Here is a 17,176-nt window from a genome sequence, read left to right as displayed (position 1 = left end):
AGACCTCATGAGCGTTAGCAAGAGTCAGATGAAAAATTATCTCAACACTCAAGGCTGTTTGGCAACCGATTATATTGCCTTCAGCACATCCATTTCTGAATTGGCCTGTGTTCGCGAAACTGTAACGCGCCAGCGCTGCGTCTTTTACAACGCTGCTTACAGAGAAGTTTTCTGATCTGTTTGCCGGGATTTACCCAGCCTAGACGGTTACACCGTATTGAAAATCGCTAAACCTTGTAAGCTAATTCCTCTCCTGCGTCAACGCAGATGGCCTTAAGGGACGCATTTTCCGTTTTATCCAGCCGTAAGCGCTGCTTCCCTGACCAATCGTGGCGTAATGAAGATCACCAGCTCTCTTTTTTTGCGCTGCTCAGATTGCTGGCGAAATAACCCGCCAATCAGCGGCACATTTCCCAGTAGCGGCACCTTATTCTCGCCACGACTACGCTGCTGCTGAAAGATACCCCCTAACGCCAGTGTTTGCCCGTCACTGACCGTGACCTGAGTCTCAATTTCCTGTTTATCAATGGATAATATGTTGCTGTCACCGGTTCTGATGCTGCGACCCGGCATATTCTGGCTGATACGAATTTTCAGCTGGATGCGGCCATTACCGGAAAGGGTCGGTGTCACCTCCATGCCCAGCACCGCTTCTTTAAACTCAATACTGGTTGCCCCGCTGTTTCCTGCTGACACTTCATAAGGAATCTCCGTGCCCTGCTTAATCGATGCGGTCTGCTGATGTGAGGTAAAGAGGCGCGGACTGGCGATGATTTCAATCTGGTTTTCCTGTTCCAGCGCGCTTAACTCCAGATCCAGAAGCTGGCCGCCTATACGCGCCAGCGCCATCCCCACGCTGATGCCGGGTGAACTCAACGCCAGCGGGATATCCAGACGGGGATGGTGCAGAATGTCAGTCACTGCGGCGTCACCCGCCTGCAATCCCCACTTCACCCCCAACTCCTGCAAATGCTCTTCGCTGATGGTAACGATATGCGCTGAGAGCTCAATCTGCTCCAGTGGCAGATCCAGCGCCCGTATCCAGCGTTCTGTCTCTTTTAAAGCCGCTGCGGTATCGCGCAGTAACAGCGCATTGGTCCGTTTATCGACTGTCACGCTGCCGCGCGCCGTCATCAGCGACTGCCGCTCACTCAGCAGACTGGCATGCACCTCGCTGGCGCTGGCATAACGCAATGTGACCGCGCGCTGCTGCAAAGGTACCTGCTGCAACTGCGCCTGCTGCTCAGCCGCACGAGCCTGCTGTTGCGCCTGTTGCCAGCTTTCCGGATAGACCAGCAGGACATTATCCTGTTCAATCAGCGTCAGCTTTGCCATGCGCGCCACCAGATCCAGCGCCTGATGCCACGGCAGGTTATCCAGCCGCAGCGATAACGAACCTTCCACCTCTGGCGCAATCATCAGATTGAACTGCTGATAATCAGCCAGTGCCTGCAAAATACGCTCTACCGGTGCATTATCAAATGTCAGGCTGAGCGGTTCCTCATCAGCGGCGTAAACCGGCAGCAGGCAGCTGATGACCAGCAGCAGAGTGGCTATCCAAACCATACGAACGTCCTTTTAAATAGAATGTAGTCTGTTGTGCGGTGCAGCTGTTTTGCACCGCTAAGGTGATGCTGCGGCGGGTCATGTCAGTGAGTTGCCAGGGCGCTACAGGAAAAGGTTTGCCGATGCGGGCGATGACAATCTCTTTATGCGGACCAATCAGCCAGGCATGGAAATGCGCCTCCCGGCCAATGATCCCCTGCAGACGCCAGCCAGTGAGCGGTTCCACTGACGCTTCACACACTGAACCGGCAACCGGCCTGAACGGATCACGCGCCACCACACTGCTACAGCACAGCAGTAAAATCAGCAGGCTATGGCGCATCGTCAGATTCCAGCCAGAGTTGAGCGATCAGGAACTGCGGCTGCGCCAGCAGCAGGAAATGCACCGGAAACGGTGCGGAGGCATCGGCAAGCTCGGCAAAAAGCGACTGGAATGCCGGCCACTGCAGATGCAGCGTCAGCACGCGGGAGGGTGCATCCGGCTGCCACTCTTCCAGTTGGTTACGACGTGCCGCCAGAATCGCTTCCAGTGCCAGGCCTGATGTGCCAGATACAGACCGGGCACGCTGAATTTCCGCCAGTTGCACCTGCAACACCTCATTATCAGGATGCTGACGCCACTGCTGCTGGCGCTGCTGCAGGGTACGGGTCAACTGCAACAGCGCCACCTTTTCAGTTGTCAGCGCCTGCTGCTGTGGCCGCAGCCAGAGAATCCACGAGAGCAGGAGCAGGCAGAATGCGAGGGCGGCGAGCAAGCCGTAACGCGGAAGCGCGGCCATCTGCCACCACCGCTCCCACCACTCATTCATCAGCCACCGCCTGGACCGATGCCCGCAGTGAAAAACGATAACTGCCATCGGCCTGCCGCTTTACACCGCCCTGCTTAACCTGATCCAGCAGGGCGACCGTAGTTAACTGCTGGCGGAATTGCCGGACCGAGGCCATATCCTGCGCCTGGCCCTCCAGAGTCAGATGATTGTCACGCTTCTCCAGACGGGTCAGCCAGGCGGAATCGGGCATCAACACGGGTAAATTGAGCCAGAACTGCTGCCAGGCAGCCAGTTGCACGGCCTGCTGACGCTGCTTTGCCTGCTGTTTTTGTACGACGGCGAGCCGGGCGAGTAACTGCTTTTGCTGCGCGAGTTGTTGTCCCAGAGCGTCCAGCGCCTGCTGCTGTAAACTGCGCGTCTGCGCCACCTGCTGACGCGCCTGATAGATCTGCCAGGTTTGTTGCACAACAACCAGAAACAACGTACCCAGCATCAGTAACAGCATCACCAGACTCTGCCGCTGCTGCTGCTGCCGACGGTGCTGCCGCCAGGGCAGCAGATTAACCGCCACCATTATTCATCTCCATCACGAAGCGCCAGCCCGGCCGCCAGCGCAAAGGCTCCCGGGTTTTCCGGCAAGGGAGGTTGCTTATAGTAAAAGAGATCAAAAGGGGAAAAGCCGGTGGCGTCGGCGGGCAGTACACCCGGCTCTGCGGCGCACCAGGCAACAAAACTGGCGTCGGGGAAAGCCTGCTGCCGCAGGGCCGCCAGTGTGGCGACTTCGCCGATGTCAGCCGCTGAGTGCGCATCGCTCCAGAGCCAGCGGTTATCCTGCTGCAGAACCAGTACCGCGCCGGACTTCAGTGCTGCCTGCCGGGCTAATCGCTTCAACGCGTCAGTGGTCAGTTCAAACACCTGCGGCTTTAATCCTGACTGTAACAGTGGCGCTGCCCACTGATCGATAATCTCCAGCCGCGCTGCCGTGACGCAGAGCTGATCACGCTTTGCATCCGGTCGATAATCCAGCGCCAGCGCAGTAGGCTCCAGAGGAAAGAGACGGCGCGCGGCCGCCTGTACGTAATGCCCCAGTGCGGGTTCGTTCAGCGCCTGCGCAGGCAGGGGGAGCTGGCGCTGTAACACCAGCCGGGCGGGCAGTGCGACACGCAGCGAATAACGACGCGGCAACCGCTGACGCCAGGCCGTTAAGGCCGCCAGTAATTCAGGCGAAGATTGCAGCACGCCGTTTCTTAACGTATCTTGCGGCAGCCGCTGCTGCCACCAGTGGCGTAGCTGCCAGCCATCACGACGAGGCTGGAGGGCAAGGGCACAAATCTGCCTATTCTGAATATCCAGCCCAATTTGCCAGGTATGAAAAGCCATGCGCGCGATCTCCTTATCGTCCGGGAAAATGGACATATCAAAGCGTCTGGCTTGCCTTTATACTACCGCGCGGTTGTTTATAAACTGCTCAAACGACAACAGATGGGAAATTCCAGGTGAAGTTCGTAAAGTATTTATTAATCCTTACAGTGTGTTGCATCCTGTTGGGAGCTGGCTCGATTTATGGTTTATACAAATACATAGAGCCACAGCTGCCCGACGTGAACACGCTGAAAGATGTGCGTCTGCAAACCCCTATGCAGGTTTACAGCGCCGATGGCGACCTGATCGCCCAGTATGGCGAAATGCGCCGTATCCCTTTGACTCTGCAGCAAGTGCCACCTGTCATGGTGAAAGCGTTTATTGCGACCGAGGACAGCCGTTTTTATGAGCACCATGGTGTTGATCCGGTGGGTATTTTCCGTGCCGCCAGCATTGCACTGGTCTCCGGTCATGCTTCACAGGGTGCAAGTACCATCACTCAACAGCTGGCCCGTAACTTCTTCCTGAGTCCGGAACGCACCCTGATGCGAAAAATAAAGGAAGCGTTCCTGGCGATCCGCATTGAGCAGTTGCTGAATAAAGATGAAATCCTTGAGCTCTACCTGAATAAGATCTACCTGGGCTATCGCGCTTATGGCGTCGGTGCCGCCTCACAGGTCTATTTCGGTAAGCCCGTTGACCAGCTGTCGCTGAGTGAGATGGCGATGATTGCCGGTCTGCCGAAAGCGCCGTCTACCTTTAACCCGCTTTACTCGCCGAGCCGCGCCCTGTCGCGCCGCAACGTGGTACTGGCGCGTATGCTGGATCAGCATTACATCACGCAGCAGCAATATGACGAGGCCCGTAATACACCGCTGGTGGCGAAGTATCATGGCCCGGAAATCGCCTTCTCTGCCCCTTATCTCAGCGAGATGGTGCGTCAGGAGATGGTGAAACGCTACGGCAATAATGCCTACACCGACGGTTACAAGGTTTACACCACCGTGACTCGTCGTCTGCAGGAAGCCGCGCAGACCTCGGTGCGCAATAACGTCATGGCCTACGATATGCGTCATGGTTATCGCGGCCCGACCAGCGTGCTGTGGAAAGTGGGTGAACCGGCCTGGGATCAGACGAAGATCGAGAAAGCGCTGAAGGTGCTGCCGGTTTATGGCCCGCTCCACCCGGCCGTCGTAACGGAAGCACGCAGCGATGAAGCGACCGTTATGATGCAGGATGGCAGCAATGTGTCGCTGTCATTAGCCGGTGTGCGCTGGGCGCGTGCTTATAAGTCTGACACCGTGCAGGGCCCGACGCCGAAAAGTGTGACGCAGGTCTTGCAGGCTGGCCAGCAGATTTGGGTGCGTAAAGTGGGTGACGACTGGTGGCTGGGTCAGGTGCCGGATGTGAACTCGGCACTGGTCTCACTGGATCCAAATGATGGTGCGGTGCGCGCGCTGGTAGGTGGTTTTGCCTTTAACCAGAGCATGTTTAACCGTGCGACCCAGGCACTGCGCCAGGTCGGCTCTAACATCAAGCCTTTCCTTTATACCGCCGCCATGGATCGCGGGTTGACGCTCGCCTCCATCCTGAACGATGTGCCGATTTCACGCTGGGATGCAGGTGCGGGTGCAGACTGGCGTCCGAAAAACTCACCGCCAACTTACGATGGTCCGATTCGTCTGCGTCAGGGATTAGGTCAGTCGAAAAACGTCGTGATGGTGCGTGCGATGCGTGCGATGGGCGTGGATTATGCCGCAGAGTATCTGCAGCGCTTTGGTTTCCCGGCGCAGAACATTGTTCACACCGAGTCGCTGGCACTGGGTGCGGCCTCATTCACCCCATTACAGGTGGTGCGTGGCTACTCCGTGATGGCGAATGGCGGCTTCCTGGTTGATCCTTACTTCATTACGAAGATTGAGAACGAACAGGGCGGCACCGTCTTTGAAGAGAAACCGAAGATCGCCTGTCCGCAGTGCAATCTGCCGGTGATTTATGGTGAGACCAAAAAAGCGCTGGCGCTGAATGAAGAGAGTGTTGAGAACGTTGCTGCCTCAAATAACAACCAGAATCAGGCAGTTCCTCAGCCTGAACTGGAGCAGGTTCCTGCTCAGGCTCAGCAGGGCGATCAGCAATATGCACCTCACGTGATCAATACGCCGCTCAGCTTCCTCATCAGGAGCGCGCTGAACAGTAATATCTTTGGCGAACCGGGCTGGATGGGAACGGGCTGGCGTGCCGGACGTGACCTTAAACGTAATGATATCGGCGGGAAAACCGGTACCACCAACAGCTCGAAAGATGCCTGGTTCTCGGGTTACGGCCCTGGCGTAGTGACCTCCGTCTGGATCGGTTTTGATGATGCGCGCCGTAATCTGGGCCGCAGTACGCTTTCCGGCGCGATTCCCGATCAGATATCGGGCTATGAAGGTGGCGCGAAGAGTGCGCAACCGGCATGGGATGAGTTCATGAAGAGCGCGCTGGACGGTGTACCGGTGCAGCCATTGACACCGCCGGATGGCGTCGTCACGGTGACAATCGATCGCAGTACCGGCAAGCTGGCAAATGGCGGCGGTAACACGCGTCAGGAGTACTTCATCAATGGTACCCAGCCGACCGAATATTCGGTTCACGATGTGGGTACCACTATTATGGATAACGGCGAGAGTCACGAACTGTTCTGATGTGATCCCTGTTATTGCACGATAAAAAAAGCCGACATCTGTCGGCTTTTTTATTCATTAAAGCATCCTGTTCAGTAACGCAGCCGTCCCTGTTTCACCAGCCATTCGCGCGCCATAAACAGTGCACTGACATTACGCGCCTCGCGGAAATCGGGTTCGTCCAGCAGCGACAGCATATCGCTGAGCGGCCAGCGGTGGATAATCAGCGGCTCCGGCTCATCACCCTCCAGCTTTTCAGCATAGAGACCTTCCGCGATCACAATATTCATTTTGCTGGAAAAGTAAGAAGGTGCCATGGTGAGCTTGCCCAGCGTGGTCAGCTGATCTGCACCAAAGCCGACTTCTTCTTTCAGTTCGCGCACCGCCGCTTCATTCACGGTTTCGCCTGCATCGATCAGCCCTTTCGGGAAGCCGAGTTCATAGGTTTCCAGTCCGACGGCGTACTCCTGAATCAGGATCAGATGATCATCAATAATCGGCACAATCATCACCGCTTCGCGCTCTGAAGGCTTCATCCGCTCATAGACGCGATGTGCACCATTGCTGAAAGCCAGATCAACCGACTCGATAGTGAATAACCGTGAACGTGCCACGGCGGTGATATTGAGGATGTCAGGTTTTTTTGGAATTTTCATATCAGCCTCAAATTATTCTGCGCCAGCTATCAGTAGCGAATTAGCATACCTAACCGCAGGCAATTGTGCGACAGTCAGACAGTGACGTTATCGTTGCACAGATTCAGTCGGATGAATAACAGGCTTTAGTTATCAGTTAAGACTAAATTTGCATTAGTCAATACGCTGCGATAAGTTTCAGATAATACCGATATTTAATCCAGTCTGTGCCGGTTACCATTCGGACAAGGCAGGGTTTAACAAATGCCAATCAGATATACGCTGGCACTATTTCATCGGGTGTCTGACTCCTCAGGGTTATATAATCTTTCGGAATGTCTCTTTTATAGTGAGCATAACCGGGAGCGAAAGTTTAAAGTGAAGGCAGCATTTTGGCTGAATTGAGCAGAGCATGAGCACAATCTTGATGATCCTGGCCATAGTGCTGACCTGTTCAATCCTGGCAGGCATGGGGTTTTGGTACGCTATGCGGCATCGTCCGCCGTTGGCGAAACCACTGCCATTCATCAGTCCGCCCTGCCGTAAGCTCTCTCCGCAGGAACGTGAGGCTGTCGATAAGTATGTCGCCGCGCTGGAAAAACAACTTAGTACGCCTGTCACTACCCATAAGCGAAGCGCGTCTGAACGGCTGACGCTGACAGCGCAGAGCAACAATGTCTATCCGGTTACCCGCGCAATTACCCGTTACGGCCTCTCTACAGACGATCCCCATAAATGGCGCTATTACCTGGATGAGGTTGAAGTTCATCTGCCGCCGCTGTGGGAACAGTACATTACCGACGAAAACTATGTGGAGTTAATCCGCACCCAATCTATTCCGCTGGTGATCTCGCTGAACGGCCACTCGCTGGTTGATTACGCTGTGGATCAGCAATCGCTGCCTGTGCTCATGCGTCCGGTGTCCACCAACGCCTCAATCCGCAAAGCAGAAACAGAAAATGTTGAGCTGCTGCAGGTGCGTAAAGAGACGCCAGAAGAGTATCGTCTGTCGCGGCCAGACGGCACGCGTGAAGCGGTGACGATCTCTCTGGCCTTCTTACTGTTCTTCTTCAGCCTGTTAGTGCCTGCCACGCTGATGATCTGGCTGGTGTTGACGGGGACATTAATGATTGGCGCCAGCCTCTGGCTGCTTTATCGCATTCCCGGCGAGCGCGGGCTGCGTGATATACACTGCCTGCGCGGCGCACCAAAACGCTGGGGTCTGTTCAGTGAATCGAACCAGGAGCAGAGCAATATCACGCTGGGCATTATTGACCTTGCCTATCCGCCACATTGGCAGCCTTACGTCGCACACGATCTCGGTCAGGTAACGGATGTCGAGATCTACCTTAATCGTCAGGTGGTGCGTCAGGGTCGCTTCCTGTCGCTACAGGATGAGGTCAAAAACTTCCCTATCCAGCGCTGGCGGAAAAACGTGGTGCTGGCGTGTGGTTCACTGTTGGTGCTGACTATGCTGGTCACCTGGATCCCGCTCACGATGCCGATTAAACTGAGTCTGGCCTGGGCAAGAGGCACCGACAGCCTGGAGGTCAGCAGCGTTGATAAGCTCAGCAACGTGGCACTGAACATTGGCGACAACCTCAAAGTGAGTGGCACCGGTATGTGTTCAGTGCCGGACAACTATCAGAGCAACCGCAGCTACGCCTACATGCCGTTCGACTGTTCGGCGATCTACTGGAATAACGCGACGCCACTGCCGCAGCCGCAATCGGACATTATTGATAAAGCGGCGGCGCTGCTGGAGACCACCACAAAGCAGCTGCATCCCGAAACCAATACTGACCCTAAACTGAACCCACAGCTGGCTTCCGCGATTCAAAAGTCCGGAATGATTCTGCTGGATGACTTCTCAGATCTGGTGATGAAAACGCAGGATCTCTGCAATCAGCCGCAGGATTGTATGCGGCTGAAAAACGCCCTGGTAAACCTTGGCAATGCCAAAGACTGGGAAGCTTTGATGCGTCGGGCAGATTCTGGTCAGTTAAACGGCATGAATGTGCTGCTGCGCCCGGTGAGTGCGGAAGCGCTGGAAAACCTGGTTAATACCGCTACATCCACCTTCTTTTTCCGCGAAACCCGTCGGGCGGCAGAAAATCTTAACAGCCCGCCGCCAGGGGGATTCCTGATCGTCAGCGACGAAGGTCGCCAGTTAGTGAATCAGCCGCAGCCCACCGTATCGCTGTTTGATCTCGATCCGCCTTCTCAGTGGCGTGAGCTGCAACGACTCTCCACCGTACTGCTGCATACACCTTTCAGCGCCAGCGGCATCATCACCAGCATTTCAACGGATGCCAACGGCACGCGTCACATTGTCCTGCACAATGAACCGGATGCCATGGCGCAGTGGCGCTATCTCGGCACCGTATTGCTGCTTCTGATGCTGCTGACCTGTGGGATAATTAACGGCTTACTGGCGCTTCGCCGCATGCACCGTAATCGCCAGCGCATGATCGATATCCAGCAGTATTATGAAAAGTGTTTCAACCATAACCTTGGCACTTTGCAGGGTGTGCGCTCGATATTCTGAGTCCTGCCCTTCTGTGCTACCCTGTCGCCCGGTTTTTTCACAGGGTGAACCTGGATGCTCAACTGGTCTGAGATTGATACCGTGCTGCTCGACATGGATGGCACGCTGCTGGATTTGGCGTTTGATCGTCACTTCTGGCTGGAGCATGTGCCTGAACAGCTCAGCCAGCAACGCGGCATCAGCCGGGCGGAAGCCGACGCGATCATTGCGGAAAAATATCAGGCCGTCGCCCATACGCTAAACTGGTATTGTCTGGATTACTGGGCAGACGCGCTGAAGCTTGATATCCGTGCCATGACGCTGGCGATGCGCAGCCTAATTGCCCTGCGTGACGATACGCTGCCTTTTTTGCAGGCGCTGCGTCGCGCGGGCAAGTCCACCATCCTGCTGACCAACGCGCATCCTTACAATCTGGACGTCAAACTGGCGCAGACAGGTTTAGCGCCGCACCTTGATTTATTACTTTCCACCCATACCTTTGGGTATCCGAAAGAAGACCAACGTTTATGGCAGGCGGTACAACAGCACACCGGCTTTTCTGCGGCGCGCACGCTGTTTATCGATGACAACGAAGTGATTCTGGATGCTGCAACGTTATGGGGCATCGGCTGGTGCTTAGGCGTGAAGAACCCTGATTCGGGTCGTCCTGAGCAAATCTTTCAGCGTCACCGGGCCACTGGCGATTACCGGACGCTGATCTGAGTCAGGAGCAGCAATGAAAGAGAAAAGCAGCGAAGAGGTCCGCCTCGACAAGTGGCTGTGGGCCGCGCGCTTCTACAAAACCCGGGCGATTGCGCGGGAGATGATTGAAGGCGGCAAAGTCCATTACAACGGCCAGCGCAGCAAACCCGGCAAAGTGGTGGAACTGAATGCGGAACTGACACTGCGTCAGGGCAATGATGAACGCACCGTGATCGTGGCGGATATCAGCGCCCAGCGCCGTCCCGCCAGTGAGGCCCAGCAGCTCTATCGCGAAACCGATGCCAGTATTGAAAAACGCGAAAAAATGGCGCAGGCGCGCAAACTCAATGCGCTGACTATGCCCCATCCCGATCGGCGACCTGACAAAAAAGAGCGTCGCGATTTGATGAAGTTTAAATTATCGGGCGATGAATAACGCCGTCTTCGCTGACGCACCGTCGCCCCGTTCCAGTGAGAGAAAAAATATGTCAGTCCAGGATCAACTGCACCGTTATCTGTTTGAAAATGCCGCCGTGCGCGGCGAGCTGGTGAACGTCTCTGACACCTGGCGTGAAACCGTGAAAAATCACGACTATCCGGCACCGGTTAAAACGCTGCTGGGTGAGATGCTGGTAGCGACCAGCTTGCTGACCGCCACGCTGAAGTTTGATGGCGAAATCACCGTACAGCTGCAGGGTGACGGTCCGCTGTCGCTGGCCGTGATTAACGGCAACAACAATCAGGAGCTGCGGGGCGTAGCGCGTATCAAAGGCGACATCCCGGACGACAGCACCCTGAAAAGCATGGTCGGCAACGGTTATCTGGTAATCACGATTTCGCCTGAAAAGGGTGAACGTTACCAGGGTGTGGTCGGGCTGGAAGGTGAAACCCTGGCTGCGTGCCTGGAAGATTACTTCATGCGCTCAGAGCAGCTGCCAACGCGTCTGTTTATCCGCACCAGCGACAAAGGCGCCGCCGGTATTCTGCTGCAGGTGCTGCCCGCGCAGGACACAGAGAAAGAGGTCTTCGAGCACCTTGCGACGCTGACCGAAACCATTAAAACAGAAGAGCTGATCGATCTGCCGGCGAATGAAGCGCTCTGGCGTCTCTATCATCAGGAAGAGGTCACCCTCTACGATCCGCAGCCGGTGATCTACAAATGCACCTGCTCGCGTGAACGTTGTGGCGAAGTGCTGACTACGCTGCCACAGGAAGAAGTGGACGAGATCATCGCGGAAGATGGCAAAATCGACATGCACTGTGACTATTGCGGTTCAAACTACGTGTTTGATGCTGTCGATATCGCCGGTATTCGCAGCCACTCCCTTGAGAATGATGACCGTCTGCATTGATTTGATTGTTCGGGCGGCGTCTGCCGCCCCTTCTCCTCTCCCCCTTTCCTATCCCCATAATTTTCCAGACAAATTATCTTTTTTTACTTTCATAACATCTTTTAAACGTTCGAAACATAGCCTTAACGCGCCCTGAGTCGCATTTTTAGATCACTGCCCTTTTTCCCGTAACGCAGAAGAGTAAACTGCGCGCGATCGTGCAAACGCCCGGAAGCCAGAGGCAGATGCCCTGAAAAGTCCGGTTCTCTTTGCAGGCTGTCGTGACGAAGCGCAGTGGACTGTCAGTGATTCGCCGCACCTGATGCAACAGCCGGTTGGCACGATCCCAACCTATCTCTGCTTTGCAGAACAGACACCGATTTAAGGAGCAGTAAAATGCGCGTTAACGGCCTGACCTCGCAAGACCTTGCCGCTTTGGGCATCGTGGATACCACGGAAGTGGTTTACAACCCTGATTACGACACACTATTTCAGGAAGAGACGCGCCCGGACCTCGAAGGTTTTGCTCGTGGCACCCTGACGCAGAGCGGCGCGATTGCAGTAGACACCGGGATTTTCACCGGGCGATCGCCTAAGGATAAGTACATTGTGCGTGATGACACCACGCGCGATACCCTGTGGTGGAACGACCAGGGCACCGGCAAAAACGACAATCAGCCTCTGTCGCAGGAGACCTGGAACGCACTGAAAAGCTGCGTCACCCGCCAGCTTTCCGGCAAGCGTCTGTTTGTTGTGGATGCGTTCTGCGGGGCCAATGCCGATTCACGTCTGAGCGTACGTTTCGTCACCGAGGTCGCCTGGCAGGCGCACTTCGTGAAGAATATGTTCATCCAGCCTGACGATGCTGAGCTGGCCGACTTCAAACCTGACTTTGTGGTGATGAACGGAGCTAAATGCACCAATCCTGACTGGCAGGCGCAGGGTCTTAACTCAGAGAACTTTGTCGCTTTCAATCTGACTGAGCGTATGCAGCTGATTGGCGGAACCTGGTACGGCGGCGAGATGAAGAAAGGTCTGTTCGCCATCATGAACTACCTGCTGCCGCTGAAAGGCATCGCCTCCATGCACTGCTCTGCTAACGTGGGTAAAGCAGGTGATGTGGCGGTCTTCTTTGGCCTTTCGGGTACCGGCAAAACCACCCTCTCCACCGATCCTGATCGCCAGTTGATTGGCGATGATGAACACGGCTGGGACGATGATGGCGTGTTTAACTTTGAAGGCGGTTGCTACGCCAAAACCATCAACCTCTCTGAGCAGGCTGAGCCGGAGATCTACCGCGCCATTCGCCGCAACGCGCTGCTGGAAAATGTGGTGGTACGCGAAGATGGCAGCGTTGATTACGCAGATGGCAGCAAAACGGAAAACACCCGCGTCTCCTATCCGATCAATCACATCGACAATATCGTGCAGCCGGTCTCAAAAGCGGGCCACGCGAAGAAAGTGATTTTCCTTACCGCCGATGCGTTTGGCGTGTTGCCACCGGTTTCACGTCTGACGCCGGAGCAGACACAGTATCATTTCCTGTCAGGATTTACGGCCAAACTGGCCGGTACCGAGCGTGGCGTGACGGCACCCACCCCAACCTTCTCCGCCTGTTTCGGCGCGGCATTTCTGACGCTGCATCCGACGCAGTACGCTGAAGTGCTGGTGAAGCGAATGGAAGCGTCCGGTGCGCAGGCTTACCTGGTGAACACTGGCTGGAACGGCAGCGGCAAACGCATCTCACTGAAGAATACCCGCGCCATCATCAATGCGATCCTGGCGGGTGAGCTGGATGATGCGCCAACGGAAACGCTGCCGATCTTTAATCTGCAGATGCCGGTTGCGCTGGGCGAGCTGGATAGTGACACGCTGGATCCGCGTCGTAGCTGGGAGAGTGAAGAGAAGTGGACCGCTGCTGCCGAGGGTCTGGCACAGCGCTTTATTGATAACTTCGACAAGTACACCGATAACGCCGCAGGTGCTGCGCTGGTGAAAGCGGGCCCGCAACGCTAAAAGAACCGGCGCGGCAATAACAGTGCCGCGCCGTTTTTTTATCCCGACACGCTGTTGCTGCCGTTGTTGTGGCTCAGCGCCATGCTTTCCACTAACGGCAACCAGGCACGAATACGCAAACCTCCGCGCTCGCTCTCGCCAATCTCCAGCGAGCCCTGATGAGCATCGATAATACGCTGTACAATCGCCAGACCGAGACCGGTACCGCTGGTGCTGCGGGCACTGTCGCCCCGCACAAACGGCTGGAACAGATGCGCCAGCTGATCCGGCTTGATGCCAGGGCCATCATCTTCTACCTGAAACCACGCGCGATGCAGTTCCCGTCCGCTGCTGACCTTGATCCAGCCATTGCCATATCGCGCGGCATTAACCACCAGGTTAGCCAGCGCCCGTTTAATCGACAGCGGGTTGATATCCAGCATAAGCTCTTCCGGCATCACTGCATTTTCGATTTCACGTTCATAGCCACTTTCAGCCGCCACCACTTCGCCCAGCACGCTGTTCAGATCCGCGCGCTCGGTCTGCATCTCCTGACCAGTACGCAGATAGTCGATGAACTGCTCAATGATGGCGTTGCACTCTTCGATATCTTTATTAATCGATTCGGCAAGATAGCCATCCTGCTCGCTCATCATCTCGGTGGCGAGGCGAATACGGGTCAGCGGCGTTCGCAAATCGTGGCTGACGCCCGCCATTAACAGCGTGCGGTCATCCGCCAGCTGCTTCACCCCCGCTGCCATCTGGTTAAAGGCACGGGTCACCGATCGCACTTCTGACGCGCCATACTCGCGCAGCGGCGGCGGAATAATCCCGCGCCCGACCTGCAGGGCGGCGTGCTCCAGATCCACCAGGGGTCGGTTCTGGATACGGATAAACAGCCAGGCACCGCCTATCGCCAATAGCATAATCGCCAGGGTATAGCGGAACAGCGGGGAGAAGTCGCCCTGATGAATCTCAGTCAGCGGCACCCGCACCCAGATGTCGGGCGACAGCCAGGTTTTCAGCCAGACCACCGGCGAGTTTTTGTTAACCTCAACCCGGACATCGGTCGGACCGCCAAGCTGCTGTCCCATCTGCTCGCTCAGGAATTCATAATGCTGCGCCCAGCGCAATCCGCTCTCCTCTGCTGCTGCATTGGTGTAGAGCGAGATCCCCAGTTCGCGATAGATTTCCCGGCGAAACGCCGGTGGCACTTCCAGCTGCGTGCCATCCTCCAGCTGCAACCGGTCGGTCATCAGCATACGAACTTCGTAAGCGAGCACCTTATTGAACTGTTGCAGACTGGGAAGAATGGCGAAGTTCAGCACCACCAGATAGGTCGTTACCAGGCTGACGAACAGCAGGGTAACGATCAGCAGCAGGGTGCGGGCAAACGAACTCCGTGGCGAGAAGCGCAGTCGCTTCATGCTTTACTGCCGTCCGGCACAAAGACGTAGCCCAGACCCCAGACGGTCTGAATATAACGCGGATGCGCTGGATCCTCTTCCACCATGCGACGCAGGCGGGAGATCTGAACGTCAATCGAACGTTCCATGGCGCTGTATTCACGGCCACGCGCCAGGTTCATCAGCTTGTCGCGAGACAGCGGCTCACGCGGGTGGCTTACCAGTGCTTTCAGCACGGCAAACTCACCGCTGGTCAGCGGCATCGGCTCATCTTCACGGAACATCTCGCGAGTGCCGAGGTTCAGTTTGAATTTGCCAAAGGCAATAATCGCCTCTTCCTGCGAAGGTGCGCCTGGCAGTTCATTGGCCTGACGACGCAGTACCGCCCGGATACGCGCCAGCAGCTCACGCGGGTTAAACGGTTTGGGAATATAGTCGTCAGCGCCGATCTCCAGCCCCACGATACGATCCACTTCTTCACCCTTAGCCGTCACCATAATGATCGGCATCGGGTTGCTCTGGCTGCGCAGACGACGGCAGATAGAGAGGCCATCTTCACCTGGCAACATCAGGTCGAGCACCATCAGATGGAAGGATTCACGGGTTAACAGGCGATCCATCTGCTCAGCATTAGCGACACTGCGCACCTGAAAGCCCTGCTCGGTGAGATAGCGTTCAAGCAGTGCACGCAGACGCATATCGTCATCGACGACCAGAATTTTGTAGTTCTCTTGCATTTTCAACTCCCAAAGGCGCTATTGCCTGAACCAACATTGTTAAAAAAAGATGCCTTATAGTGACAGTCATTATTGGTTTATATTCTAGCCAAAATTGTTACAAAGCATATTAAACAGGGGCTTATATTTGATTTAAGGCGTTTCAGGGTCAGTTTTAGCGCTTTTAACCCCGCCCGACAGCCGATACGGCAAATCTGAAAAAACGGCCTTGTTTCTTTGAATCGCTGGCGTTGGAAGCGTGCCAGCTTTTAATCAATGTATTAATTCAGTGAGTTAGCAGATAATTTGACTTAATGATCAGCCATCACTGTGAATATGCTCCAGATAATCTACCTCAACCGCTGTCAGGGAGCATAATATTCCAGCAACCCCGCATAATGCCCGACGCTCCTCTCGGATTAGTTTCAGTCGTGCCATCAGCAAGGCCAGTTGTAATTAAAGTCCTTTAAATCAATCAGTAAAGCCAACTTTTCGCCTTCCCCGTTTTAAACCAGACTGCTCAGGCAACATTCGATGTCTCAACGGGGATTACATACAATGAAAAAAACAATTTTACTGCTGAGCGCGCTGGCATTAGGCAGCGTCAGCCCAGGTTATGCAGCCACTGCAACCGGTGAAGCGGCCGGCGCAGCAGCAACAACAACAGCACAAGGTAACTCTAACGCCATCGGTGTTGGCGCAGTCGCAGCCCTGCTGGGCGTAGCACTGGCCACCATGGGCGGCGGCGGCGGTGACGGTCACAGCACCGGCACATCGACCACCACGGCGACCCACGCCGGAAAATAAGTTTACGCACGCTTTTTCGCCGGCTTCAGATGACTGGCTCTATTTCAATCACAGCACCAACCCTTTCGCCGCCGGGGAAATCAACGTGGGTTTTTAACCTTTAAAAACCCTTTCCCCGACTCTTTTTTGCCGCGCCCTCTTTGCCTTACACTGTCGCTCTTTAGATCTCTCTGGCCGGTATAGCATGAAAACCCGACTCATTACCCGCGAAGGCTTCGACAAACTGAAAGCGGAACTCGACTATTTATGGCGTGAAGAGCGACCGGAAGTGACAAAGAAAGTCACCTGGGCTGCCAGCCTTGGCGATCGCAGTGAAAATGCCGACTACCAGTACAACAAAAAACGGCTGCGTGAAATTGATCGCCGCGTACGCTATCTGACCAAAAGCCTTGAGCAGCTGCGAATCGTTGATTACTCACCCCAGCAGGATGGCAAAGTATTCTTTGGTGCCTGGGTGGAAATTGAAAACGATGAGGGCGACCTCAAACGCTTCCGCATTGTGGGCTACGACGAGATTTTTGGCCGCAAAGATTACATTTCCATCGACTCACCTATGGCGCGGGCACTGCTGAAAAAAGAGGTCGGCGATGCCGCCACTGTTGAGACCCCAGTGGGTCCGGCGCTGTGGTATGTCAACGCCATTGACTACCCGCAATAACGATTCAGATTATCGCTGAAAGCCGCCCGCTTCTCTGG

16 protein-coding genes are annotated in these 17,176 nt (G+C 55.4%); 8 read left to right on the top strand and 8 right to left on the bottom strand.

Translation table 11 applies throughout. The features are described from left to right. Positions 1-294: 294 nt before the first annotated feature. From hofQ to pilM, 5 genes are read right to left on the bottom strand one after another with little or no spacing between them, the layout of a single operon-like run. Entirely contained in the window at positions 295-1,566 is a 1,272-nt protein-coding gene (gene hofQ / locus IAI47_RS01885) for a DNA uptake porin HofQ (RefSeq protein WP_008926266.1), read from the bottom strand. Beyond that, positions 1,505-1,888: a HofP DNA utilization family protein gene (locus tag IAI47_RS01880; protein ID WP_003852993.1), complete on the bottom strand. Its 384-nt coding sequence runs from the start codon at positions 1,886-1,888 to the stop codon at positions 1,505-1,507. The genes hofQ and IAI47_RS01880 overlap by 62 nt, the downstream gene beginning before the upstream one ends. Further along, positions 1,878-2,375 (bottom strand): hypothetical protein, encoded by a 498-nt coding sequence (locus IAI47_RS01875; protein WP_008926267.1) that lies wholly within the window; start codon positions 2,373-2,375, stop codon positions 1,878-1,880. The genes IAI47_RS01880 and IAI47_RS01875 overlap by 11 nt, the downstream gene beginning before the upstream one ends. After that, on the bottom strand, positions 2,368-2,910 hold the full coding sequence (locus tag IAI47_RS01870; RefSeq protein WP_008926268.1) for a PilN domain-containing protein: 543 nt from the start codon (positions 2,908-2,910) through the stop codon (positions 2,368-2,370). The genes IAI47_RS01875 and IAI47_RS01870 overlap by 8 nt, the downstream gene beginning before the upstream one ends. Then, positions 2,910-3,716, bottom strand: a complete 807-nt coding sequence (gene pilM, locus IAI47_RS01865) for a pilus assembly protein PilM (protein ID WP_008926269.1) — start codon at positions 3,714-3,716, stop codon at positions 2,910-2,912. Before pilM ends, IAI47_RS01870 begins: the two co-directional genes overlap by 1 nt. Positions 3,717-3,832: 116 nt before the next feature. Between pilM and mrcA the strand changes: the two genes are divergently transcribed. After that, complete coding sequence (mrcA, locus tag IAI47_RS01860; protein WP_008926270.1) at positions 3,833-6,382, top strand: peptidoglycan glycosyltransferase/peptidoglycan DD-transpeptidase MrcA; 2,550 nt, start codon at positions 3,833-3,835, stop codon at positions 6,380-6,382. A 71-nt stretch (positions 6,383-6,453) separates the two neighbouring features. Here mrcA and nudE read toward each other — a convergent pair whose 3' ends face one another. Next, positions 6,454-7,017, bottom strand: coding sequence for an ADP compounds hydrolase NudE (nudE, locus tag IAI47_RS01855; protein ID WP_003853003.1), 564 nt, complete (start codon positions 7,015-7,017; stop codon positions 6,454-6,456). A gap of 391 nt (positions 7,018-7,408) precedes the next feature. Between nudE and IAI47_RS01850 the strand changes: the two genes are divergently transcribed. The 5 genes from IAI47_RS01850 (at position 7,409) to pckA (ending at position 13,572) form a co-directional block, all read left to right on the top strand. Next, complete coding sequence (locus IAI47_RS01850; protein ID WP_033743308.1) at positions 7,409-9,544, top strand: intracellular growth attenuator family protein; 2,136 nt, start codon at positions 7,409-7,411, stop codon at positions 9,542-9,544. A gap of 54 nt (positions 9,545-9,598) precedes the next feature. Further along, positions 9,599-10,246: a GMP/IMP nucleotidase gene (yrfG, locus tag IAI47_RS01845; protein WP_003853007.1), complete on the top strand. Its 648-nt coding sequence runs from the start codon at positions 9,599-9,601 to the stop codon at positions 10,244-10,246. Positions 10,247-10,259: 13 nt separating this feature from the next. Continuing rightward, on the top strand, positions 10,260-10,661 hold the full coding sequence (gene hslR / locus IAI47_RS01840) for a ribosome-associated heat shock protein Hsp15 (protein ID WP_003853009.1): 402 nt from the start codon (positions 10,260-10,262) through the stop codon (positions 10,659-10,661). A gap of 49 nt (positions 10,662-10,710) precedes the next feature. After that, on the top strand, positions 10,711-11,577 hold the full coding sequence (gene hslO, locus IAI47_RS01835; protein WP_003853011.1) for an Hsp33 family molecular chaperone HslO: 867 nt from the start codon (positions 10,711-10,713) through the stop codon (positions 11,575-11,577). Positions 11,578-11,952: 375 nt separating this feature from the next. Next, entirely contained in the window at positions 11,953-13,572 is a 1,620-nt protein-coding gene (gene pckA / locus IAI47_RS01830) for a phosphoenolpyruvate carboxykinase (ATP) (protein WP_003853012.1), read from the top strand. Between the two features lie 38 nt (positions 13,573-13,610). Here the strand turns inward: pckA and envZ are convergent, their stop codons facing one another. Beyond that, a complete protein-coding gene (envZ, locus tag IAI47_RS01825; protein ID WP_003853013.1) occupies positions 13,611-14,978 on the bottom strand; it encodes a two-component system sensor histidine kinase EnvZ in 1,368 nt (455 codons plus the stop codon). Then, positions 14,975-15,694 carry a two-component system response regulator OmpR gene (gene ompR, locus IAI47_RS01820; protein WP_003853014.1) on the bottom strand — a complete coding sequence of 240 codons (720 nt, stop codon included), beginning with the start codon at positions 15,692-15,694 and terminating at the stop codon, positions 14,975-14,977. The genes envZ and ompR overlap by 4 nt, the downstream gene beginning before the upstream one ends. 537 nt (positions 15,695-16,231) lie before the next feature. On the opposite strand from ompR, the gene yjbE reads away from it, so the two are divergent. Together yjbE and greB are read left to right on the top strand one after the other, a co-directional pair. Then, positions 16,232-16,480, top strand: coding sequence for an exopolysaccharide production protein YjbE (gene yjbE, locus IAI47_RS01815; protein ID WP_003853015.1), 249 nt, complete (start codon positions 16,232-16,234; stop codon positions 16,478-16,480). Between the two features lie 184 nt (positions 16,481-16,664). Continuing rightward, on the top strand, positions 16,665-17,138 hold the full coding sequence (gene greB / locus IAI47_RS01810) for a transcription elongation factor GreB (RefSeq protein ID WP_003853016.1): 474 nt from the start codon (positions 16,665-16,667) through the stop codon (positions 17,136-17,138). The last annotated feature ends 38 nt before the right edge of the window (positions 17,139-17,176 follow it).

Origin of the sequence: Pantoea sp. MT58, assembly GCF_014495885.1 — a bacterium.
Taxonomy (GTDB): domain Bacteria; phylum Pseudomonadota; class Gammaproteobacteria; order Enterobacterales; family Enterobacteriaceae; genus Pantoea; species Pantoea eucalypti.
The sequence above is the reverse complement of the archived record's forward strand: the minus strand, read 5'-3'. Positions and strand labels throughout refer to the sequence as shown.